16 protein-coding genes are annotated in these 23,645 nt (G+C 35.1%); all 16 read right to left on the reverse strand.

Features of this window, described 5'->3' with window-relative positions:
* Positions 1-321: 321 nt before the first annotated feature.
* The 16 genes from ACOEN1_RS01310 to ACOEN1_RS01385 all read right to left on the reverse strand — a co-directional run bounded on the left by ACOEN1_RS01310 (position 322) and on the right by ACOEN1_RS01385 (position 23,639).
* A complete protein-coding gene (locus ACOEN1_RS01310; RefSeq protein ID WP_422484605.1) occupies positions 322-1,182 on the reverse strand; it encodes a DegV family protein in 861 nt (286 codons plus the stop codon).
* 435 nt (positions 1,183-1,617) lie between these two features.
* Complete coding sequence (gene qatD, locus ACOEN1_RS01315; RefSeq protein ID WP_422484606.1) at positions 1,618-2,352, reverse strand: Qat anti-phage system TatD family nuclease QatD; 735 nt, start codon at positions 2,350-2,352, stop codon at positions 1,618-1,620.
* Positions 2,339-3,703: a Qat anti-phage system QueC-like protein QatC gene (gene qatC / locus ACOEN1_RS01320; RefSeq protein WP_422484607.1), complete on the reverse strand. Its 1,365-nt coding sequence runs from the start codon at positions 3,701-3,703 to the stop codon at positions 2,339-2,341. The genes qatD and qatC overlap by 14 nt, the downstream gene beginning before the upstream one ends.
* Before the next feature lie 3 nt (positions 3,704-3,706).
* Positions 3,707-4,498 carry a Qat anti-phage system associated protein QatB gene (gene qatB / locus ACOEN1_RS01325; RefSeq protein ID WP_422484608.1) on the reverse strand — a complete coding sequence of 264 codons (792 nt, stop codon included), beginning with the start codon at positions 4,496-4,498 and terminating at the stop codon, positions 3,707-3,709.
* Between the two features lie 15 nt (positions 4,499-4,513).
* Positions 4,514-6,442: a Qat anti-phage system ATPase QatA gene (gene qatA / locus ACOEN1_RS01330; protein WP_422484609.1), complete on the reverse strand. Its 1,929-nt coding sequence runs from the start codon at positions 6,440-6,442 to the stop codon at positions 4,514-4,516.
* Positions 6,443-6,820: 378 nt separating this feature from the next.
* Complete coding sequence (locus ACOEN1_RS01335) at positions 6,821-7,315, reverse strand: hypothetical protein (RefSeq protein WP_422484610.1); 495 nt, start codon at positions 7,313-7,315, stop codon at positions 6,821-6,823.
* Positions 7,316-7,464: 149 nt separating this feature from the next.
* Positions 7,465-10,698 carry a type I restriction endonuclease subunit R gene (locus ACOEN1_RS01340; RefSeq protein ID WP_422484611.1) on the reverse strand — a complete coding sequence of 1,078 codons (3,234 nt, stop codon included), beginning with the start codon at positions 10,696-10,698 and terminating at the stop codon, positions 7,465-7,467.
* 26 nt (positions 10,699-10,724) lie between these two features.
* Positions 10,725-12,014 (reverse strand): restriction endonuclease subunit S, encoded by a 1,290-nt coding sequence (locus ACOEN1_RS01345; protein WP_422484612.1) that lies wholly within the window; start codon positions 12,012-12,014, stop codon positions 10,725-10,727.
* Positions 12,004-12,951: an N-6 DNA methylase gene (locus ACOEN1_RS01350; RefSeq protein WP_422484613.1), complete on the reverse strand. Its 948-nt coding sequence runs from the start codon at positions 12,949-12,951 to the stop codon at positions 12,004-12,006. The genes ACOEN1_RS01345 and ACOEN1_RS01350 overlap by 11 nt, the downstream gene beginning before the upstream one ends.
* Before the next feature lie 369 nt (positions 12,952-13,320).
* Positions 13,321-14,187: an AraC family transcriptional regulator gene (locus ACOEN1_RS01355; RefSeq protein ID WP_422484614.1), complete on the reverse strand. Its 867-nt coding sequence runs from the start codon at positions 14,185-14,187 to the stop codon at positions 13,321-13,323.
* A gap of 168 nt (positions 14,188-14,355) precedes the next feature.
* The gene (locus ACOEN1_RS01360) at positions 14,356-15,120 is read right to left on the reverse strand and encodes a class I SAM-dependent methyltransferase (RefSeq protein ID WP_422484615.1); all 765 of its coding nucleotides are present in this window, start codon (positions 15,118-15,120) and stop codon (positions 14,356-14,358) included.
* A gap of 568 nt (positions 15,121-15,688) precedes the next feature.
* Positions 15,689-16,711 (reverse strand): ATP-binding protein, encoded by a 1,023-nt coding sequence (locus ACOEN1_RS01365; RefSeq protein ID WP_422484616.1) that lies wholly within the window; start codon positions 16,709-16,711, stop codon positions 15,689-15,691.
* Between the two features lie 55 nt (positions 16,712-16,766).
* Positions 16,767-17,591, reverse strand: a complete 825-nt coding sequence (locus ACOEN1_RS01370) for an HNH endonuclease (protein WP_422484617.1) — start codon at positions 17,589-17,591, stop codon at positions 16,767-16,769.
* A 158-nt stretch (positions 17,592-17,749) separates the two neighbouring features.
* On the reverse strand, positions 17,750-20,848 hold the full coding sequence (locus ACOEN1_RS01375; protein ID WP_422484618.1) for a type I restriction endonuclease subunit R: 3,099 nt from the start codon (positions 20,846-20,848) through the stop codon (positions 17,750-17,752).
* Between the two features lie 2 nt (positions 20,849-20,850).
* On the reverse strand, positions 20,851-22,095 hold the full coding sequence (locus ACOEN1_RS01380; protein ID WP_422484619.1) for a restriction endonuclease subunit S: 1,245 nt from the start codon (positions 22,093-22,095) through the stop codon (positions 20,851-20,853).
* Complete coding sequence (locus ACOEN1_RS01385) at positions 22,092-23,639, reverse strand: type I restriction-modification system subunit M (RefSeq protein ID WP_422484620.1); 1,548 nt, start codon at positions 23,637-23,639, stop codon at positions 22,092-22,094. The genes ACOEN1_RS01380 and ACOEN1_RS01385 overlap by 4 nt, the downstream gene beginning before the upstream one ends.
* Positions 23,640-23,645 lie beyond the last annotated feature (6 nt).

Consider the following 23,645-nt stretch of genomic DNA (forward strand, 5'->3'; position numbering starts at 1 on the left):
TTCAAATTTATCTCATGTGTAAATTATAACATATTATTTATGCACCTTATATCTATCTATGTAAAATGGAATATTTGATTTATAATACTCTACAAAACCACACTATAATCATATTCGATTTTATTTTCCATTCTTACCACTGAGATACTCCTTAACTTTAGATCTCTAACCCTTTGATTCCATCTTACTTCCTCTCTATCAACGCAAGAGTCTCAACTTACCCTGTTTGCAAAAAACAATAAAAACCTACTGATATCAGTATGTTTTTATTGTATCAATATTTGAGTTTTTATATTTCTAATAACACATGTTTTAATACAATCAGGAAATATTTTTTTCAATCCCTGCAATTCCGATTGCACCAGGACCACCATGACATGAAATCACAGCACCTGCTTTCATCCACCTAGCTTCCTCTATACCATTTTCCCTTAGCAGATTAAGAATTATCTCTTTATAATTATCATCTACACTAGGAGCACCTACTATCAAAACGGTCTCAGACTCAATATTATAGCTTTCAAAAAAATCCTTAATCATTTTCTTTAAAGCACGCTCAAAGGATCCACGATATTTTTTCCCAGGTACCAAATACCCATTTTCTATTTTAATGCTTGGAAAAATTTTTAAAATATTTGCTCCAAGAAAAGCTAAATTTGAGACACGACCGCCAGCTCTTAGATAAAGAAGTGTTTTAGGCAAGAAATTCATATGGGTACGCTCGCAAATATCTTCGATAAAAGCAATAACCTCTTCAGGACTTTTGTTAGGATTATCTTCAATAAATTGAGCGGTTGCTTTAACAATAGCAGCTGCTCCAATAGAAACATTCTTGGAATCTACTAAATGGACATTTTCAAAATCTTGAGCTGCAATATTTGCCGCATTGAAAGAAACAGTTGTTACTGCTGAATAACCAATGTGAATTATATGTACATCTGGATATTTGGCAAATACTTCTTTGAAAACTTCAGTGTTGTCTTGAGGTGTAGAACCAGATGTCTTGGGTAAAGTTCCTGTTTTCTCATAAAAATCAAAAACTTTTTGCACTTCAAAGCTTCCATCTGGATATGTTTTATCATCCATAATTACATGCATTGGAATGACTTGAATATTGTAGCGATCAATAATTTCTTTTGATAAATCTGAGCCACTTTCTGTTGTAATAATATACTTTTTCATAATAACCTCCAATAATTTGGGTGAGAGAAAACATCTAACTACACATACCAAGCAAAATACTACGAACAGACTGAAATTAGAAATTGGTCATTGCTTGGATGTCTTTTTTAATAGTTACCCTTTCATTGGAGAAAGATTTGCAATTCATTAATATTGCTCCAATATAATCTATTTCATTAGTCATAAAATCCATATTTTGTGCCTTATACTATATGTTTAAATTCATTTTTGTACTTGTAGTCTTGGTTGCCCAAGGCTGTATTGTGCTATTGTCATATACAATTAGATAGTAGCATGTACAACTATTCTACATAGTGCACTTATATACCACATTGGTAGCTTCGTCTCACTGCAAGTATGGCATGTATTACCAATATAGTAGGCTAATCTAATTGTTATATCCACATATCAATTTCACGAAGCTTAATGTCTTTATTAATCATTAAATAATTGAATATTATTTTCATACAACTGTTCTAATGAAAAATCTGCTCTCTGCATCAACAGCTTCTCAATTGTATCTGACATAAGCTCTTTCAATGACATCATATTATTAGCATCATGAATAAATGGCGCATCAGATTCAACAAGAATTCGCTCGATAGGTATTCGCTCAATAATCATTTTCCCATTATCGCTTTCTAGCATCTTTAAATTAATAGAAAAAAAACATCCCATCTCTATGGCTCTTTTTAATTGCTTTATTTCACCAGAGTACCAGTGTAAAATACATTTGCAGGTTTGACAGCATTTATACTTTTCAAGTATATCTAATACTTGTTTGGCAGACTTTACACTATGAATCGAAATAATCTTACCTTTATGATATGCACATTCACGAATTATTGTATCAAATACATGTAACTGCTTATCCTTTGATTCATAGAATTGACGGTTAAAATCAAGACCTATTTCACCTATATATTTCGCATCAGGCAAGTATTTCTTCACCAAATCTAGTTCACATGATCGTTCTTTAACTAACTGTGGATGTAAGCCAAGCGCAAGTTTTATAGTTTCATAATCTCTTAATAAACTAATCTCTTTTTCGTAAGCCTTTGGTGTTGTCGTTACTGAAAAGATTTGAATATCCATATTGCCACTTTCTTTCGCTGCTTGTTGCATACTAGGAAATAAATCAACATGACAATGTAAATCAAATATTTTCATTATTTTCACCCACTTCGCTGCTAATAAAAGAATCTACTTCCATTAAGCCTCGCTTATAAACCTCCGCCAATTCAATTATATACTCACTATCTCCTGAAATTGATCCAGTTTTATAAACAAGCAACCGTGCCATTGTAGGCTTCTTCTTCAGACGGTTAATAGCATACTGAAATGATCTCAATTGAACACCTTCACCTGATGCGTGATTTCTAATAATTGATGAAACATCATTAGCTGTATATACTGTTCCATCACCATCTTTACCAAACGCCTTATGCATCGCAGCTCTTCTAATTATACATGGAACACAGAATCCGCAGTGTTGAGGAGGTAATCCTTTCCACCTAGCTTTAATTGGGGAAGAGCATGAGTTAGATCTTTCCACTATCTCAGATAGATACTCTTTATTCAGGCATTCATTGGCCATCTCACCCTTAGTCTTGTTCCAATATGGGTTTAAAACTAATTTGTCTGTATCTAATATTTTTAGAACACCATTCCAAAGATTTAAGTAAAACGGATGAGTTGTTCGTGTGCTGTGTGAGCCAATTCTTAAATCGTCAAGCGGTATGTTTAAAGCAATTAACCCATTTTCAGGTACTAGTAATTCCTTAATAGCAGTAAAATTTGATATTGCAAAAATACCAAGTGCTATAAACAAAAAAGATCTGCTTCTTGTTGAATTTTCATTCCCACCACCTGGCAAAAAGTCTTTCTCAAACACCATCCATAGATCCAAATAAAGTAAATCACCTAATTGATACTTTCCTTCAAAATCATGTAGGATATTAGTTTGCGAATTCTTTGTGAATCCCTCTCCAGCGTGGCTAACTAAAATTATTTTCTTTTTCTGTTCCAAATAATCTATTGTGCTAATCAAACTATCCATCCCACCAGAAAAAAGAGAAGCCACCTCAAACTCCTTACATTCAGTTATAGCTTCATCAGGCTCAATTATTTTAACCACTTTCTGAGTAAAATCTATAGCCCATTTATCACCAGTTAAGAAATTGAGCATTCTTTCAAATATTGGCTTTGCCTCACGAAATTTCGTTAAGTCATAAACAGGTAATTCAATATAAATCTCTCTAGTCCAACTGTCTTGTGAATGTAATTCTCTTGAAATCCTCGTATCAGCAATATAAACAGCTGTTGCTAAACACAAAAGATCCAACCCTGTCTCTGTAGGCTCTAATCCATTTTGTAACATCTTTTGCTGTACATGATCAATTCCGTACAGTAATTTCCCGTCTCTATGTCGTATTGGTACTATAACTTTCTCTACATCATCAGTACTCGTCGTTACTAATTCAAATTCATCATAACTCATTATCATTTTATATCTTTTCATATACTACTCCTCCAATTCAGAAAGTATAGAGAATGCTCTTTCGTAGACACTATCAACAATATCCCTCGTATGATTTGTATCAATGTTTCTTATATCCACATGTAAATCGTTCATTGCATCTGAAACAGACCCACTTATAAAATCTTTAATCTGATTCTGAATTATTTCGACCGTTGCAGTATCATCTGGTAGGGAAATCGTTTTATTCCCAATATCATTAAGAAGTCTTTCTTGAATTACATTCGTCATATACGTTTTTGTAAATGTCAAGAATTCACCATCGGTTAAAGTCTCAATTGTTTTATCTTCCAAATCAGTTAAAGTCATCAATGTTTCGATATACGAACTTCTAGCTATTCCTTCATCGGTCGGACCACCATCAGGGCAGACAAAATCTATAATATGTAAAAATACATCCCTGGCGCTTTTCCCAATTATATCTCCAAGACCATATATACGGCTTGTTTCAGAGACCCCATTCCTTGAAATGCTGTTAAAAAATGAAACTAACCTTTCTGTGCTATTTCTTGCTGAGCCTAATCTTGTAACAGCATTTTTTGAACCCCCTAGTGATTGTTTAACATATTTCGATGTTGATTTTCGTAGATTATGCGTACTCCTTCCACCTTCGTTTACATATCTAGTAAAATTGCTTCTTGGTATTCTAAATCTCTCACCATCCGCTTGGGGTGGAATTGGTTTATCATTTGCTAATGGGTTCTCCCCATCTTCCAGCCATGATGGTACTAAAGGTGTACTACCTTTCTGACCTCCGTTACTTGTAGATGTTCCCATTTATATCCCCCTTTTTTACATGGATTTAAGTGCTGCTTTAACAAACGTGGTACCATCTCTTCTTAATTTATCTAAATAACTTGATAATCTGCTCTTAGCTTCTGCTGATGTAATGCAACTACTCCAGCCATTACAAATCCAAACACCAACAGTCTTAATATCAAACATTTCTATTAAACTTACAAGATTCATTTGAAGATTTTGATGCAAGGAGACAAGACATATAATTCCTTCAATTCCATTTGGTTTATTTGAGATATTACTTTGAGCCAATATTTTCGAAGCCAATGCATCATATACAATTTTTACGTCATCTGGGGACAATACTTTTACTTCCTCTTTCACACTTGCAATATTCATAGAGGTACTCATTAACTTGTCCAAAATAATACGCAGTTTCTCAGATTTAATTTGATTGAAGAAATAATCTTGCTTTTCTTTACAGGCAAAGAAATATGGTCTAAGGTCTTTTTCACCGAGCTTTGGTTCAGTCATTACCCATTTAGTAATATTGTTGTCTTTAGCCCATTCGACTACTTTAGGACTGTTTTTAGTAATTGATACTACCTTTTTATCGGATTGCTCAACTTCAGCTGCATCATCAACTTTCTGGTCCTCTTCACTTTGCTTACCAAGATTCAATACTTCTGTTTCTAATTCTCTTATAACGTCACAGTATCCTTGATCATTTGTTTGTGAGGCTATATCCTCATAGAACTCATCAAAAAAGCTCTCAGCAAGCATTATTTTAGCAAGATAAGGCAATACTACCTCATCACCATATCCGCGAGCATCCGCCATTTTCTTTCTTAGTAGAAGCATATTGATAAATCTTTTAATCTTTCTAGGATTACCATTGGTATGACGAGCAAGGATCGCACTTATTTGTGTTGCTATTGTTATCTCACCTATGACCAGCTCATATTTAGTGTCAAGTGCTTCATTCATCTCAGTAATCGTTAGCCCTTGATTTTTCCATGGTTTTTTCATTTTCTCAACTGATATTGTAAGAAGTCTATTAAATTCACATGAATCGTCTTCCAGCTTTGATCCTATAAGCAACATTTTTATATACATTTCTGATTCAATTTCACCAAGCACTGGAAGTCTAAATGGCACCTGAATTAATTTTTCCAAATATCTTCTTGAGAACTCTGCTCCTAGATTCTTATTATTAGTATCTGTCAAGTCAGGAAAGTGGTTCTTAACTGCATATTCAATCATTGTCTCATCTGCTGCAATTACAAAAGCTGTAGAATTTGAAAACATAAATAGTCTAACAGCTTCTAGTGTTTCAATTGTTACTTCCGGTAAACATCTATCCAAATCATCGATAAGTACAACTAATTTTTTTATAGATGATGCTTCAAGGAGTTCAGAAAATGATTTTTGAAACTCGGTAAATTCTTTAGACATTGAAACATCTTCAAATATTTTTGAGTCAGTTAAATAAGAGCCTATTGAGTCGATAGTATTTCCAATCTTCTCTTGATCTGTAAGATTGCCCTTTAACACGTCTAAAGCACCTGTAATCAATCCTATTGGAAGTACACCAGTTGAAGCCGAAAAAGCGAAATTCCCTGCTGTCTTTGCAACACTTAACCAGTTAATGCTCTTCCATACTTTTTTTACTTTGTCGGCACAAACCTCAGATAGATTTCTCTTTTCAACTAAAGTAGAGACTATAGAACTCATCAATGCGATTTTTGCATCTTCAAAGCCTTGATGCTTCCATCCATTGAACTTAATACATTCAATATCATCTTTTGATTTAAACTCATCTTCTACCATTTCAAGAATACTTGATTTGCCTGCACCCCAGTCACCATGAACACCAATAGATATAGGCTTCTCTCTACTTTCATTTATTAGTTCAACAACAGTTTTAGCTATTGCACGATTGTTCAGCATATCGACTTTAGTTTCATTATCTGAAAGAATCAAATGACTCGCCCCCTTTAATCTTTTTTTATAATCTCTTCAATATCCTTATAGCATAGTTTGTTTTTTTCATAAATTTTGTTCAATTTCTTCAACTTAATCTTATCTCTGAAAAGTTGAATATTGGATTTGTTCAACAGTGAAATGAGTTTGCAATTATACCAATAATTAATCCACCGATATAAGTAAATGGTTCAGCAACATCCCAATTCTCAGATATAAATTTCCCCAAAATGAATATTAATGGAAATGCTACCATCCAAAAAATAATCAGAAAGCAAATGATATAAAGATTTACTATCCAATCATTTAAAACATTAATTGATGATTTCATAACTTCAAAAGTTTTAGTACCCTGGAAGTTCTTCTCTCCGAGTTTTTTTATGCCTTCATTACAACATATAAATCAAGGATATCATCTACTGAGGTCAATGAGTTCATAAGAAGATCGCTAGCGTTCTTATAATTATTATTATTTAAGATCTCATAAACTAAATTATCAATTGGTGTTAATACTGCTTTATTGTACTCCGGTTTTATTTGTTCAAAAACTACTGATAAAAGATAACTATCTCGAAGACTGCATGACGTAATATATGTTTTAACGTCTTCTAGAAACCTGCTTGAATCATATAATCCAAAAGCTATCAAGGTGATTAGACTTTTTCTATAATCCAAACCTTTTCTGTTTTTCATTCTAACTATCGATTCAACCTGATCCCCTAAATCCACTTCACAGTTAGAAAAAATATTTATTAACAGATTATCTATTTCACTTAAATTGCCATCAGTTAAGTCGATCACGTCCGAGCCCCTCAAATAATTATAAAACACCTTTTCTCGAATACTTGCAGCTGACATCAATTCCTGTTCCATACTTTTAATATCTCGATAAATTATTGGCTCCCGTAGAATTTCACAAAAGATGAATTAGTTCTATTCTCCAACCCTTGCATTCTTTGAAAGAGTACCAAAAGGTTCAATGTTTTCATATTTGGTTTCTGCCAATCTCTTCAAATTCTATTCTATGCATTATATGGTGATTTTGTATCAGCAACTCTATCATAAAACACTAAATTAACTTGATTGCCTGCCATCTTCTCAGCCTGTCTCATCACTGTTGTCATAGCTTGGTTAGTCTTATCTGGTGGATAGCCGTACTTCTTGAGCAGTCTCTTAATAATACTTCTCATTGATGCCCTAGAACTCTTTCGTATGCTCCAGTCTATGGTGATATTGTTCCTTATGGCTTGGGTAAGTTCATGAGCTATTTCTTTCAATACCTCATCTTCCATCATTTCCTTGACTCTTTCATCGGAGGTTAGTGCGTAATAGAAGGCTACTTCATTTTCTGATAGACCAAGTTTATTCTCCTCATCCTGAGATGCCTTAATCTCATGGGCCATCTTGATAAGTTCTTCCAGCACCTCTGCATTTGTGAGTGCCTGGTTTCTGTATTTATTAAGAGCTCGTGTAAGCTTTTCTGAGAACTTCTCTGATTTGACGACATTGGTCCGTTCTATGGTCTTGATCTTTCCTTCAAGTAGTTTTCTAAGCATTTCAACTGCAAGGTTCTTCTGCTTCATATTCCTTATCTCATTAAGGAAGTCTTCTGATAGTATAGATATTTCTGGTCGCTCCATATTCATGACTCCAAATACGTCTATTACTTCTTCTGAGATTATGCTTCTCTGTAACATCTGGTTTATCCTTGCATCAATCTCTGCCTTAGATAGAGTTGGTCCTCCACCTTGTAGCTTTACCATGCTGGCCTTAACTGCCTTAAAATAGCTGACTTCAAGATTATACTTTATTCCTTCCTTGGATGCTGCACACAGTGCATGGGCTTTTCCCAGCTCAAGGGTGATCTTCTTGAATTCCTTCTGGTCTTCTTCTGACTTCCCAAGGATGTGGTCCATTCCACCTACAATGGTTCTAGCTCTTTTAAGCTGTGAGTCTCCCCAGAAGGCTGAATAGTTGTAGCCATGCATCATGTCCCTTAGGATCTCCAGCTTCTCAACCATTATCTGGATTGCAACACCTGTATCTATACCAGTGTTTCTTCTATCCTTTGATGTATATTGATTCAAGGCTTCCTTGAGGCTTTGGAGGATTCCGATATAGTCAACTACTACTCCTCCTGATTTTTCCTTAAAGACTCTATTCACTCTTGCTATTGCCTGCATCAGGTTATGGCTTCTCATTGGCTTATCAATATACATTGTATGCAACGATGGCACGTCAAAGCCAGTAAGCCACATGTCCCTTACTATTACAAGCTTCAGTTCATCATTGTTATCCTTCATCCTCTTGGCTAGAAGGTCTCTTCTCTGTTTGCCTCCAACATGCTGTTGTATCTTCGCAGGATCTGCTGCACTTCCTGTCATTACCACCTTTATCTTTCCTTTATCCAGGTCATCACTATGCCAGCTTGGTCTTAAGGCTACTATTTCATCATAGAGCTCAGCACAGATTCTTCTGCTCATGCCAACTATCATTGCCTTTCCTTCTATAGCCTTTGTCTTCTCTTCATAGTGCTTTACTATATCTTCTGCAAGTTTCTTTATTCTGTTTGGTGAGCCTACCACTGCTTCGAGTCTTGACCATTTGGATCTTGTCTTATCCCTTAAGTTGTCTTCCTGACCTTCGGTTATCTCTTCAAACTCTTCATCTATTTTCCCGAGCTCTTCATCATCTGTTTCAAGCTTTATGATCCTGTTTTCGTAGTAGATCCTTACTGTTGCTTCATCTTCCACAGCCTGTGTCATATCATAGGTATCTATGGTCTGTCCAAATACCCCTGTTGTGGATTTGTCTTCAAGGTCTATTGGTGTACCTGTAAATCCGATAAATGATGCATTGGGTAGTGCATCTCTTATGTACTTGGCATATCCATAGGAGATTTCACCTGTCTTTGAATCTGCCTTTGCCTTTAGTCCATACTGACTTCTGTGGGCTTCATCTGCTATTACTATTACGTTTCTTCTATCTGTTAGTACTTTCATCTCCCCTTCATCAGGGCTGAACTTCTGGATCGTTGTAAATATGATTCCTCCTGATTCTCTTTCATTAAGGAGGTCATAGAGTCCGTTTGTATCTGAACTGTTACCATTTATTTTGGCTGACTTTTGCGCATCAGAAAGTCTCCTCACATCTGCCTGTAGAGGAGTTTGTCTTAGTATCTCTTTTGACTTGCTGAATGTTGAGAACAATTGATCATCAAGATCATTTCTATCTGTTATCACTACTATCGTCGGGTTGTTCAATTCCTTTATTAGGTTTGCTGTATAGAATACCATGGAAAAGCTCTTGCCTGATCCTTGGGTATGCCAGATTACACCTATCTTCCTGTCTCCCTGTTCACTTATGGCAAGCTTCGTCTTTTCCACTGCTTTTTTTACAGCGTAATACTGATGATAGCCTGCAAGTATCTTTACTATGGTCTTCTTGTCTCCAAGCTTCTTTCCCTCTATATCAAACTCAGCATCCCTTGATTCCTGGAACAGGATAAAGCTCTGGATTATATCAAGAAGGGCTTCCTTCCTTAAGACTCCATGTATCAGCACCTCAAACTGTGGTTCTGATAGTGGCTCTATGTTTATTCCATCCTTTGTTCTCCAGTTCATAAACCACTCATAGGTCGATGTTATTGTACCTACCTTGGCATTGATGCCATCTGATAGGATGCAGAAGGCATTGTAGTTGAAAAGGGCTGGAATATCCTTCTTATATGTCTGAATCTGGTTAAATGCACTTTCTATTCCCACGTTTTCATCTATTGCTGACTTGAGCTCCACTACAATAAGTGGTATTCCATTTACAAAGACTATTATATCTGGTCTTCTGGATTCATTCTCTATTACCGTAAGCTGATTTACAGCAAGGAAATCATTGTTGTCTGGATTCTCAAAGTCTATTATGTATGCTCTCTTTGTTCTTATATGTTCTCCTTGGGAAAAGGACACTTCAATTCCTTCCACCATATGCTGATGGAAGTATCTGTTGTTCTCTTCAAGCATTGGGCTGTTAAAGGTAATGATCTGTCTATATGCTTCTTCAATTGCTTCTTCAGGTAGGCCTTTGTTGATTCTATGTAGGGCTTCCTTGACTCTACCTGGAAGAATCACTTCCTTGTGGTCCTTTCTCTCCTGATAGTCTCCACCAGGTGATAGATCAGGTCCAAAGGCATAGTCATACCCCATGGTCAGCAGTAGCTCTATTACTGATTCTTCTAGCATATCTTCAGTAAACAAATTCATATCTTAACAGCCTCCCTTAACAGAGATTATTGTTCTTCGATATCCAGTGGTACTCTTATTTCTCCTGACATAAGCTTGGGTATTAAAGTGTCTCTTATGGAATCAAGCCGCTCAACCATTCTTTGATTAGTTAATATCTTATTAAAAATTGGATCAACCAAATCATAAAACTCATAAATATATTTTCCCTTAGGTTTAATTACTTTAATCTTTGAAAACTGTCCTTTATTTAAATTTAAAGTTGTACTCCCCGTAGACCCCAAAGTTCTTATATAATCTGCCAAATCACTTATTAGAAAATAAGTAAAATAACTCATTTTTGGATTGATATTCACAATTGTGTTTATCTGTTGATTTGTTTGACATTCCTCAGCTGCTAAAGACACCAGTCCCGGTGTTGCTATACAACTTACCATTATAGAATTCGGAGGAATAACCTTATTGATGTTCATTCCTTTCTCACTCAAATACGATTCTGTTTTAGTAATAAATACCTTACCATGCATGTCTGGAATTTTAACAAATTGTATTTTCCCGTCAAAATTACTCTTGTCTTTCGTACTAGGGGTCTTCCCGGTAATAATTTCAGAAGATAAATCTCCTAGAGTTTTTACTTCCCAACCTTTGGGAATCAGGCCAAGCTCACTATCAACCATCTCTCCACCACTGGACTTATATGGTTCTCCATCTTCATTCGGAAATTCAAAGTCCACAAACCAATGTTTGAATATTGATTGACCCATCTCTTCTAAGGTTTTATTGATTTTGTTGTTGACCTCGATTTTCTCATCCAGGCTTGATAGGATGTGGGCTATAGCTTTTTGTTCGGCTAAGCTTTCTGGGAACTCTATCTCAATTTCTTCACCAAACCTTATCCGACTCAATTCAGTTTGACCAGTTGATCCTTCTGCCATGTTTTCAATCAGCCATTGTTTTGACTTTATTGAATATCCTAAAAATCTTTTATCTACTACATTTTCGTTGCTGCGCACAATTGTAACATGTGAGTCAGTTGTTGTTAGCTCATTAATCTCGTGAATTTGTGATACTCTTCCTAACGTTCCAACCCCTGTTGAATTAACTAGCACATCATAATCTTTTAAGTATTTATCTTCATTAATACTTTTCTTTTTAAGACTATGCCTCCTTGAGTTTTCAAATAATACCTTTCCATCTCTAATACACCTTTGATTGATTACAACTACGGAATTCTCTGTACTCTCTGTATATTTTGGAGTAATTCCTCTTGAAATATATTCAGTTACATCTACTAATTTTTTTACATTCCAATTCGAACAAGGTTCACTAAAACTCATATCCTATACCCCCAAGATTCTTCCTTATCTCTTCCTCCAGGTTTCGGGATTTTGCGAATAGCTCTGCCAGCTCTGCTGTCATAATCACCATCTTATCATCAAAAGGTATTCCGTCGTCCTCTACATCCTCAATTCCAACATATCTTCCTGGAGTAAGAACATACTCATGACCCTTTATTTCTTCAATCTTTGCTGACTTACAGAAGCCTTTGATATCCTCGTATTCTCCTTCAAGGTTTCTCCACTGATGGTAAGTCTCTGAAATCTGCTTAATATCTTCCTCAGTCAATTCTCTGTGACGTCTATCTATCATCTCTCCAAGCTGTCTAGCATCTATAAATAGTACTTCATGATGTCTGCTTCTGTATGTTGGATTATCCTTCTTATTTCTATTTAGTATCCATAATGATACTGGTATTCCAGTTGAATAAAACAGCCTATCTGGAAGCGCAACAATAGCATCTACAAGATCATTCTCTAGTAGATTCTTCCTTATTTCTCCTTCATTGGAGGTATTTGAGCTCAGGGATCCATTGGCAAGGACTATCCCTGCTGCTCCGTTTGGAGACATATGGAATATCATATGCTGTAGCCATGCGTAATTTGCATTCCCTGTTGGTGGGATACCATACTTCCACCTGACATCATCTGAAAGTCTATTTCCGCCCCAGTCACTTATATTAAATGGTGGATTTGCTAGGATATAGTCTGCCTTAAGGGTCTTGTGTATATCCTGATGGAACGTATCTGCATGGTGTGGTCCAATATTGGCATCAAGACCTCTGATGGCAAGATTCATTTTGCATAGCTTCCAAGTGGTTGAATTTAGTTCCTGACCGTATATGGACAGGTGCTCTACCTTTCCCTGATGATCCTCAACGAACTTTTCACTTTGTACAAACATTCCTCCTGATCCACAGCAAGGGTCTATGTTCATGCAGATTTTGATACAAAAAATAAAAGCCCTCTCCTGGGTATAACCCCGGAAAAGGCTTGAAATCAATGTGTTTAGAAAGGTGCTCGGACTTGTGATACGCATTAGATTACTACCGTATTGAGTTTTTTGATTGGAGCGTTGGTGATTAAATCTAACTTGAATACCCTTACATTTATTCAGATGAAATAATTAAAAAGTATAGCTAAAATTAAAAGGTTCAGTGTAGATATGTTTCCTCTAACACCATGAAACGAGTGAACACTAAGTATGTCAAATCAGCCTGTCTGTTTGTGAAAACATATCAATAAACCTTTTAACGATAGGTAGAAACTATCGTTAAAAGGTATAAGACAGATTAACTGGGATTTTTTAAGCTTTCATTATCGGAATCCAAAGTTCCATTTTATAGTCTTTATTATCCATGTCTCCTTCATAATAATATTCAAAGTCAGGTTTTCCTGAATGAACATAACCATGCTCAGGAAAAAATACTTCCATCGCATATTTCCATCCGTTATGAATACAATCCGGAACAGATCCTATTAATTCTACAACAGCATACTCTGCTTCTTCCACTTCCAAAATATCTAATCCCATGCTTTTTGCTTTCTCTACATCATTAATAATATAGCCTGCCATATAGTTAATTGTATTAGCTTCTAAAACATCATGGTTATCAAGGTTTAATATATCGTGGCAAACCCCAACAGATTCGCCTGTCCCTAATTTTGACATTTCTTCATGGTTAACCTTAGAAAACAATCTTACCCATATACTTGAACATAATGATGAATTAATGTTTTGTTCATTTACACCTGCAACCGTAAATGCTTTTTTATTTTGAATTGTAATATTCATACTTCTTCCTCCTTTTACACTTAGTGTTAATTGAATCCTAGAAACTAATTTGAATGGTTTCCCATTTCTTACCTCAGAAGGAGTGAATCCATGAAAATTCTTGAAAGCTGTCCCAAATGAATCCGATGACTCATATCCAAATTTAAATGCAACATCAATAATTTTTTCATCTGTGTTTCTTAATATAATAGCTGCTTCAGTTAATCTTCTGCTTCTTAAATACTCTGAAAGCGTTGTTTCGGTCAGAATAGAAAATAAGCGGCTGAACATTGAATAAGAGTATCCGGATAATTGAGTTACTTTCTTCTCGCTGATTTCACCATCAAGAACTGTTTCAAGATAATCAATCGTATTGTTAAACGACTTGATAATATTCACTTCGATTCCTCCTTTCTTTCGGTTTATTCTAGTATAGAGGAAGATATCTTTTCCTTCCCTACAATATCAGTACAAGTTTTATAGGTTTTATCTCTTAGAAACTTCTACTTTGGTAAGCTTGATAAACTGGGATTTGTAGAAATTAACCCTTAAGGATATTATAAAATCTTATAACTTAATGCAAAGTGTTGCTATATAGTCATTTCCATATTGTGATAATCTGTTTCTTTCATCACATGATTCATAAAAATCTATCATAGCAAGTCCATTTTTAAGTTGTCCTCTAATCTGTGATTCTAAGGTATGACTAAATTCATATCCATATTCTGGATTTATCTTTATTTTACCTTCTTCCTCAAGTTTTCTTGAATTAAAAGGTAATGAGTACTTTAAAAGTAATTCTTCGTCAGGTCTATCCCAAACAACATCAGCATCATACATATAAATCCATGGGTTCATAAAACCTACCATTAACAATCCACCTTTTTTCAAAACCCTAGCGGCTTCCTTATACATATTTTCTAAATCTTCAATATATGCATTTGAAACTGGATTAAATACTATATCAAAAGTTTCGTTTTCAAATGGAAATGGTTTTGTCATATCTCCTTGAACTGTATTAATTTTTAGACCCTCTCTATTTGCAACCATATCGTCTTTATCTAACTGAGATTTAGAAAAATCCATTATGGTTACATCATATCCTTTAGTTGCAAAAGCCGGTCCTTGTTGACCACCACCACAAGCTAATCCTAATATCTTTTTTCCATTAGCCTTCTCAAACCATTCTTTTGGAACTATTTTACCAACCGTTAATCCTACAGATAATGGCTTATTCTTAACTTCCTCGAATTCCTCATGTGTCCATGGTTCAGTATAGTCATTATTCACATTGTCCCATCTATCTTCATTTAATTTTATATAATTATCCATGTATATCTCCTATATTTTATATTTTATTTTAAATTTAAGCTGAATATGTTGCCATTACATTTTTCACACGCCGATAAATTCTAATTTATCATACTCCTTCACACCATCCATACCGTTGACACGACCTACCTAAATATCCAAAGTGTTGACACGACCTTTTCAAAATATTTATAGTGTTGCAACAAGTAAGTATTTAGGAGATATTTTTGACCACTAATTTCAAAATTATCAGTCTCTTATTTACAAGTCCAAAAATCATAAACCTATTGATTTCAAGCCTTTCAGAACCTTTAGCCAACTATTCGCTTGTCATCAATACTAGAGCCTCCACATGGCCCGATAGGCCTATCTTGATGTCATGAGTGTTTTTATACATTTATCAGTACGCGGAAACTTGTCCACGCTACTTTTGATACCACTCTCCGTATGCGGAAACATATCTATACTAATATTTATCATCTTACCATTAGCGGAAACAAATCAATCTTTGATAAACCATTATTCTATTCGATCTCTATATTAATGCAGATTTCGATGCAAAAAGCCATCTCCTGAGCTTTAGCATTCACTATATATTGTCCATTAAACCTTTTGATGGCATTGATGCTTTCTTGAAGGCGTTTCGAATTGTTTTAGCTTGAGCTTCACCTTGATTAGATATCTTTTTTATTATTGCCTTACTATTTTTTAGTGATTTTGTAGAAATGGTCATTTTTATCGCAGTTCCTTTAAAAAAGGTATCCCCAATATTATTTGTTCCATCACTATTAATATTAATGTATTTCGTTCCTGAAGCTAAACAAAAAGATCCATGCAGCTCTTTACATATCTCACTTACCATATAGAGACCAAATCCTGAATTCGCCCACGGATCGGCGGATGAGTTTCGCTTAGATGGTTGAAAAGTTTGAGATATACCTGCTTTAATCGCACTTGTTATTGCATCTTCATCATTTTCTATGTACTTCCTGTGTATCATATTTCGTTGCAAACTACTTTGAATTCCTATACCTTCATCTATAATTGCGATTTCAGCTGTATCATCACTCCAGTACTGACCACAAATCCATGCCTTATTACAATCAGCGTGTTCAGGTATATTCCTTAACATTTCGCGAATTAGATATGTAATCAATAAATGAAATTCTTCATTATCTCGACTCAATACTTTTGCTAACTCTGAAGCCTTCATCTCAATCGCATCGCCCATTTCTACCATTCTTCCGTTCGAAATTTCATCTCTATGGATTTGACGCAAATCTAATTCTGTTATTGGTATATAGTTGTTGTTCCCTGCAGCTTCACCGGGCTCTTTTCCGATACTTAATTTATCGGATATAGATTTAAAAAACCCCATGTGCGAAGCGTATGATATGCTCTCACCAGTGGTACTACATTCAATTCTAAACCGTTTGTCTGGATACTTATTCCTGAATTGCTTCATACTACAAGCAGCTACCAGCATACCAAACGGTCTTACCCAACTCATATTGGCATTAAATGTAAAATCACCATCAACAGTTAAATCATCCAGTTCTTTTGCAAATTTTAATGCTTTTTTAGTTTCGAGTGCAGGAATATTATATCGCACAGTATCACCTCTCTTGATAATTCAGTCGAAACTAGACCAAGCTTAAATAAATTATTTAACCAAAGTAATTATTGATTGCCTTTAAAAACAAAATATCTTTTTCAGAATTAAGAACATGCATTTTCCTATGACAGTTTGGGCATAAGGCAACTGTGTTCTCAATTGTATCCGATCCGCCTTTTGATAGCCATTCTATGTGATGTGTTTCTAGATACGGTTTACCTTCATTATCAGTAAATGGAGCATCATCTCCACATAATTGACATTTCCCATCAGCTATACGCTTAGCATATTCTGAAACATAAGGATCTCGAATGTATGATATAGATTTTACACATCTAACCGACACATTCTTACTCTGATTATCTGTAGCTCTTTGCTTAAGCACATCAGTAGACAATTTTCGTGCCTGCTGCCTCTTCTTTTCTTCATGATCCTCTAAAAGGCTTTGATCTACAGGTGTTTCTCCAAGCTTCAATTTCACTGGAAACATCCATACTTTTCTTAGTAAGCCGTCCTCTCCCTTTTGTGTTTCTTGATATGGTGCTGCCGACAGTTCAATTGGCCCCTTATATATGTAGTTGCCTGCTTTCAGAACTTCAAATAAATGAACATCTATGCCGTTAGTTTTTGATTCATTTAGCGTCCTGTTTTGCATGAAATTGATATCTTGATCTCCAGATTTGCCCATGCCTGTATAGTGAAGAACATCTCCGAACCACTTATCTTCATATAGCCCTTTTGTGTGATCAGAAATAATCACCAGTGTATTAGTTTGTTTGGAACGGCGCATCCCTCCCATGTTTCCACACTTGAATTCATTAACGATATCTGCATTTCCAACAACTGAGCCTATTGAAAAAGATGGTACAAAACTCATAAAACCCCTCCTTTAATGTTATCTAGATTCGTGCGCCAAACTACGAGTCTTAAATTCCAACTTGTAAAGCTTTTTTCGCATTTTGATTATTCATGGGAATATAACCACTAGGTACTTAACTCAAGTAATGCCTTCTTGTAAAGATTAATGACCCTGAATTAAACTTTTCCTCCTACGCCTTTGAACTTCTCTACAAATGCAGCGATCTTTTGAAAAACGCTCTGTTTTTTCGTTAAGTATTTAGGATTCAGAGGGCTCATCTTCGGCAGAATTTCATTCAGTTCGGTTCCATTCTCGCTAGCGTATTCTCTTTTTAATGAGGCAAGTATGTATCTCTTTGCAGCCTCTTCATTAAGTTCTTCGGTATTAATCAGTTCCTCTGCTTCACGTTTTTGTTCTGCTTGCGCAAATGAGAAGAACGCATCAATAATGCTCGCTTTATCATGAATCTCATCTAAATTTGTTTGATTGATAAAATCAACTACTAAGCTTTCTTTTGCGCGGTTTCCCACACTGGATCTAATTAATCGACGTACCTCTTCAACTAATGATGCTTTGTCTTTTGACTTCTTGTTTTTCTCAAAAATCAATTCGAGGATATAATCTAGGTTGATTTCTTGTGACTTTAATAAATCTACCTCAAAGACAACATCATCCCAATCAATCGTGGAATCTTCTTTTTCTTTACCTGCTTTTTCACGTCGAAGCCAATCACGAATATCGTTATAAGTAGACCGATAGTCTTGAATAACTCTTTCTTCAGGCATCTTAATTTTCTTCATAACACTGATATCTTCATCACTTAGATAATGAACAGTTTTAAATTTCTCCATGGCCTCTGGATCATGTATATCTATCAATTGCAAAGCTTTTAGACTAGAAAACTCATCATAGTTTTGTAAGATGTTTTCAACCCGCAGATATTCACCAAAGAGCCTCGCAAAATCTTTTTTATCTTTTTCAGTGACAATGTCATCAATATTTGAAAAACGAGCTTCTAACTCTTTAACTACATCTACATATCCACGACGGGCTTCGCCTGTAGAAATATCAGTGAAACCTTCCATGTATTCTTTATAGCTTTTTTCAAGCACCACATTCTTAGTGTTTTTATCACCAAAAAGAGTGATAGCATCTATAGTCGCTTGTTCCAGATTCCTGAAAGTAACAATATTCCCAAATGTTTTGGTGGAATCATAAATACGATTAGTCCTTGAAAATGCTTGCATCAAACCATGAAAACGGAGGTTTTTATCAACAAATAGTGTATTCAATGTTGGTGCATCAAAACCTGTTAAAAACATCCCTACCACTATTAAGAGATCAATCTCTTGTCTTTTTACTCGATTCGAAAGATCACGATAATAATTTTGAAATTCGTTGCTGTCGACACCATAATTAGTTTTAAACATGGTGTTATAATCCTTCATTGCCAAAGTCAAAAATTCTTTTGCGCTACTATTCATAGCAGAAGGTTCAAAAGTTTCATCAAGGATTTCACCTATAGCACTTTGTTCTTCATTAGCAGCAAAAGAAAAGATTGTCGCGATTTTTAGAGGTTTTTCATGATCCTTCTGTAAGTTGCTTAATGATTCATAATAAAGTTTGGCTGCGTCAATACTACTCACAGCAAACATAGCATTAAACCCTTTTCCATTAACGTGAGAACGATGCGTTTTAAGTCTAAAATTATTTAAGATATATTGTGATATCTCTTTGATTCTTTCAGGATGTAATAATGCTTCCTTAGTCTCGGCTGCTGATAACTTTTTCTCATCTTGTTCCATCTCAATAGATTTAAACTTAGGACGTACATCGTTATAATCTACTTTGAATTTCAATACCTTCTCATCTCTAATTGCATCTGTTATAACATAAGAATGTAATTCTCTGCCAAATACTGTAGCAGTAGTGTCAGAGCCCAAAGCATTTTCAGGGAAAATAGGTGTGCCTGTGAACCCAAATTGATAATACTGTTTAAACTTTTTCTTAATATTTTTTTGAGCTTCACCAAACTGTGAACGGTGAGCCTCATCAAAAATGAACACCACTTGCTTATTATATATAGGTAAATCGGATTCACCTTTAACCAGGTTATTCAATTTTTGAATCGTAGTGACGATGATTTTATTGTCATCTTTGTCTATGTTACGCTTCAAGCCTGCTGTATTTTCTGAACCATTTACACTATCAGGGGAAAACCGTTGATATTCTTTCATCGTCTGATAATCTAGGTCTTTTCTATCTACAATAAAAAATACTTTGTCTATGAAATCCAGTTCAGTAGCCAAACGAGCTGCTTTAAAGCTGGTCAGAGTTTTACCTGAACCCGTTGTATGCCAAATAAATCCTCCACTTTCGAGACTTTTCCATTTTTTGGCTTGATATGAACTTCTAATTTTCCACAAGATTCTTTCAGTTGCAGCTATTTGATAGGGTCTCATGACAAGTAAAGTATCACTGGAATCAAAAACTGAATAGTGGAATAATACATTCAGTAAAGTATTTTTTTGAAAAAAAGTTGCTGTAAAATCCTTAAGGTCTTTAATCAGGGTATTATCTGATTTCGCCCAGTTCATAGTAAAATCAAAGCTGTTCTTATCTCGTTTTGTTGTATTCGCAAAATAACGGCTATCAGTTCCATTAGATATCACGAAAATCTGTAAATACTTAAATAGAGAGTTCTCAGCATTTAGGCTCTCTTTGCTGTATCTATGCACCTGATTAAATGCCTCTCGAATGGCAATTCCACGCTTCTTCAATTCCACTTGAACCATTGGCAAGCCATTAACTAAAATCGTCACATCATATCGGTTAGCCTGAGTTCCTTTCAGTTCGAACTGAGAGATCACTTGCACCTTATTTTTCGCAACATTCTTTTTATCTACGAGATAAATATTCTGAATATGGCCATCATCAAAGACAAAGTCATAAATATAATCAGTATGAATTTTGCGTGTTTTATCAATATGGTTGTCACTTGGTTTATCTAAAAATTGTTCGCAAAATCTGACCCATTCAGCTTCAGTAAACTCAACACTATTAAGATTTTGCAATTGAACACGAATATTAGCAAGCATTTTATCAAGAGTATTCAAACTGGGCAGATGCTCATAACCTTGATTGACTAGATCTTGAACCAGTTCTCGCTCAAGATCAGCTTCGGTTTGATAACCACTTCCTTGCTGTTCTATCTTTGTATATTTATCTAAAACTATAAAGTTGTTTGATTCTGCAATAGGTTTAAAGTCTGCCATTTTTACACCTCCTCTTTTGGAAAACTAAGAAGCATATTGCGGTAATACTCATATTGCTTTTGGCGAAGCTCTATTTCACGCGGTAACCCCTCAGTGATTGAGGATGTTATAGCATCAAATTTATCAAGAATCGAGACGATGCGGGCTTGTTCATCTGGAGATGGAACAGGAATAATCACCTTTTCAAAGCCTTTGGCATTGATGGCAGATATTTTTCCCGAAGATATTGATTTTCTAATCTGATCGTGGAAGGATTTTGTTCTTGTATAGTATGCAACATACTTAGGATTTAACGAACTTTTATAAAAAAAGCATGCGTCATGAATAACAACATCTTCATCGCCTAACCATGCCGTCCCTCTACCAATATCCTCAATTGTTTCACCCGCCGCGACCATAACAACATCACCATATGTTGCTTTTCGTAATTTGATAGCTAATTCCTCGGAGATATATGATTTTGCTTCACCTGCCCATATATTGTAGTGAGTATACATTTCACCATAGTGAATACACGGTACACCTTCGAGAATTATATCGGTTTTCACAAAGCGTTTGCCTCTAATAAACTCACCAACATCCCCCAACCGTTTCCACTCAACTTCACCCTCTTCAAAAATCAACAACTTATCACGGTAATAGTTATATTGCTTATTACGAGCTGTAAGCTCTGCTGTAAGCTCTGCTGTAAGCTCTGTGAATGTATCTAAGATACGGACGATTTCGGCTTGCACTTCAAGTGCTGGGATGGGAATTTGCAGTTTTTTAAATCTTGCTTTTGATATGTTAAAACGCGTAACACCACTAGCAGTTTTTGCAATTTCTGTACGCATAAAATGACTGCGGAATAAATATTTCGAAAATTGCGGCGTTATATGAATATCGTCATTAAATCTTACACCAAAAGAAAAGCTGTTCAGAAATACTGAACCATCAAACTTTGTAGTAACAGAAGAAGACATGCCTGCTTCCTCTGCAGTTTCTGATGATCCTGTAAATAGCACATCCCCATATTTTACTTTGTGCTGATTTTCGGAAGTGGAAACATTTACAGATTCAAGTTTTTCAAAATCAACTTCAATATTATCAAAGATGTTCTTGTAAGAAATATAATCGGCATTTCCATTTTCAAAGTCAATTTTACTTTTACCTGTAAGTCCGCCATAAATTTCTGAAATTTCCCCTAATGCTTTCCATTCTACTTCAACACCGTCAAGTAATTTATCCATAAAATCTGACTTCATCATGATTCAATCACCTCAATAATCTCATCAATCTCTGTACGAAGCTTATCTATTTTTTCTACAGTCTTTTTTATTTCCGCATTTAGTTCATTTATATCAATGATTTCTCTCATGTCTTTAGCTTCGACGTAAGAATTAACAGAAAGATTATAGTCATTTTCAACTATTGCATCATAATCAACAGACTTTGCAACATACTCAACATCTGCTTTATCGTCAAACATTTTCATAATTTTTCCAATATGTTTATCTGTTAATATATTATTGTTCGTTTCCTTTTTGTAAAAATCTATCCCGCTTGCATCAATAAATTGAGTTTTATTATCACTTTTATGTTTAGAAAGCACTAAGATATTAACAGCTATTGAGGTCCCATAAAAAAGGTTAGGCGCTAATGAAATAACTGTTTCTACAAAGTTATTATCAATCAGATACTTTCTAATTTTCTGTTCAGCTCCACCTCGGTAAAAAATACCAGGGAAACAAACGATAGCGGCTCTTCCTTTGCTTGAAAGATAACTAAGAGAATGAAGTACAAAAGCAAAATCCGCTTTAGATTTTGGCGGTAATACACCTGCAGGAGCAAATCGCTCATCATTAATAAGCGTTGGGTCATCACTTCCAATCCATTTTACGGAATAAGGCGGATTAGACACAATAGCATCAAAAGGTTTCTCATCACCATAGTGAGGATCTAAAAGTGTATTGCCCAAAGCAATATTAAACTTATCATAGTTTATATTGTGTAAAAACATATTCATTCGTGCAAGGTTATAGGTAGTATGATTGATCTCTTGTCCAAAAAAACCATCTTCAATAATATGAGCATCAAACTGTTTTTTTGCTTGTAAAAGTAGGGAACCTGAACCAGCTGCAGGGTCATAAATTTTGTTAATGGATGCTTGCTTGTGTATTGCTAATTGTGCAATCAGTCTAGAAACACTCTGTGGTGTAAAAAACTCGCCACCGGATTTACCAGCATTGGCAGCATAATTAGAAATTAAAAACTCATAAGCATCACCAAAGAGATCGATATGATTTTCTTCGAACTCACCAAAATCAAGCCCTTCAACGCCTTTAATAACAGCTGCCAGACGACTATTTTTATCTTTCACAGTATTTCCTAATCTATTGCTTGTAGTATCAAAATCAGCGAATAACCCTTTAATATCAAGTTCTGATGGATAACCATTTGCGGAGCTTTCAATAGCAGAAAATATTGCAGCTAAATCTGTATTCAAACTTTCATTTGTATTAGCAGTTTTAGCAATCCTAGAGAACATCTGACTAGGATATATGAAATAACCTTTAGTTTTAATTGCATCATCTTTGATTTCATTGGTTATAACATCATCATTGAGTTCTGCATAATTGACGCTATCGTCACCACCCTCGATATAAGAAGAGAAGTTTTCACTAATAAAGCGATAAAAAAGTGTCCCTAAAACATACTGTTTAAAATCCCATCCATCTACAGAACCACGGACATCATTGGCAATTTTCCAGATCTGTGACTGTAATTTGGCGCGTTGTGCTGCACTTGTCATTTGAAT

Source organism: Gudongella sp. DL1XJH-153, assembly GCF_049310905.1.
Classification (GTDB): domain Bacteria; phylum Bacillota; class Clostridia; order Tissierellales; family Tissierellaceae; genus Gudongella.

Excerpts from the sequence above, each read along its gene's own strand:
- ACOEN1_RS01310 (WP_422484605.1), bottom strand. The coding sequence starts at position 1,182 with ATGAAAAAGTATATTATTACAACAGAAAGTGGCTCAGATTTATCAAAA.
- qatD (WP_422484606.1), bottom strand. The coding sequence starts at position 2,352 with ATGAAAATATTTGATTTACATTGTCATGTTGATTTATTTCCTAGTATG.
- qatC (WP_422484607.1), bottom strand. The coding sequence starts at position 3,703 with ATGAAAAGATATAAAATGATAATGAGTTATGATGAATTTGAATTAGTA.
- qatB (WP_422484608.1), bottom strand. The coding sequence starts at position 4,498 with ATGGGAACATCTACAAGTAACGGAGGTCAGAAAGGTAGTACACCTTTA.
- ACOEN1_RS01335 (WP_422484610.1), bottom strand. The coding sequence starts at position 7,315 with ATGGAACAGGAATTGATGTCAGCTGCAAGTATTCGAGAAAAGGTGTTT.
- ACOEN1_RS01340 (WP_422484611.1), bottom strand. The coding sequence starts at position 10,698 with ATGAATTTGTTTACTGAAGATATGCTAGAAGAATCAGTAATAGAGCTA.
- ACOEN1_RS01345 (WP_422484612.1), bottom strand. The coding sequence starts at position 12,014 with ATGAGTTTTAGTGAACCTTGTTCGAATTGGAATGTAAAAAAATTAGTA.
- ACOEN1_RS01350 (WP_422484613.1), bottom strand. The coding sequence starts at position 12,951 with ATGAACATAGACCCTTGCTGTGGATCAGGAGGAATGTTTGTACAAAGT.
- ACOEN1_RS01360 (WP_422484615.1), bottom strand. The coding sequence starts at position 15,120 with ATGGATAATTATATAAAATTAAATGAAGATAGATGGGACAATGTGAAT.
- ACOEN1_RS01370 (WP_422484617.1), bottom strand. The coding sequence starts at position 17,591 with ATGAGTTTTGTACCATCTTTTTCAATAGGCTCAGTTGTTGGAAATGCA.
- ACOEN1_RS01375 (WP_422484618.1), bottom strand. The coding sequence starts at position 20,848 with ATGGCAGACTTTAAACCTATTGCAGAATCAAACAACTTTATAGTTTTA.
- ACOEN1_RS01380 (WP_422484619.1), bottom strand. The coding sequence starts at position 22,095 with ATGATGAAGTCAGATTTTATGGATAAATTACTTGACGGTGTTGAAGTA.
- ACOEN1_RS01385 (WP_422484620.1), bottom strand. The coding sequence starts at position 23,639 with ATGACAAGTGCAGCACAACGCGCCAAATTACAGTCACAGATCTGGAAA.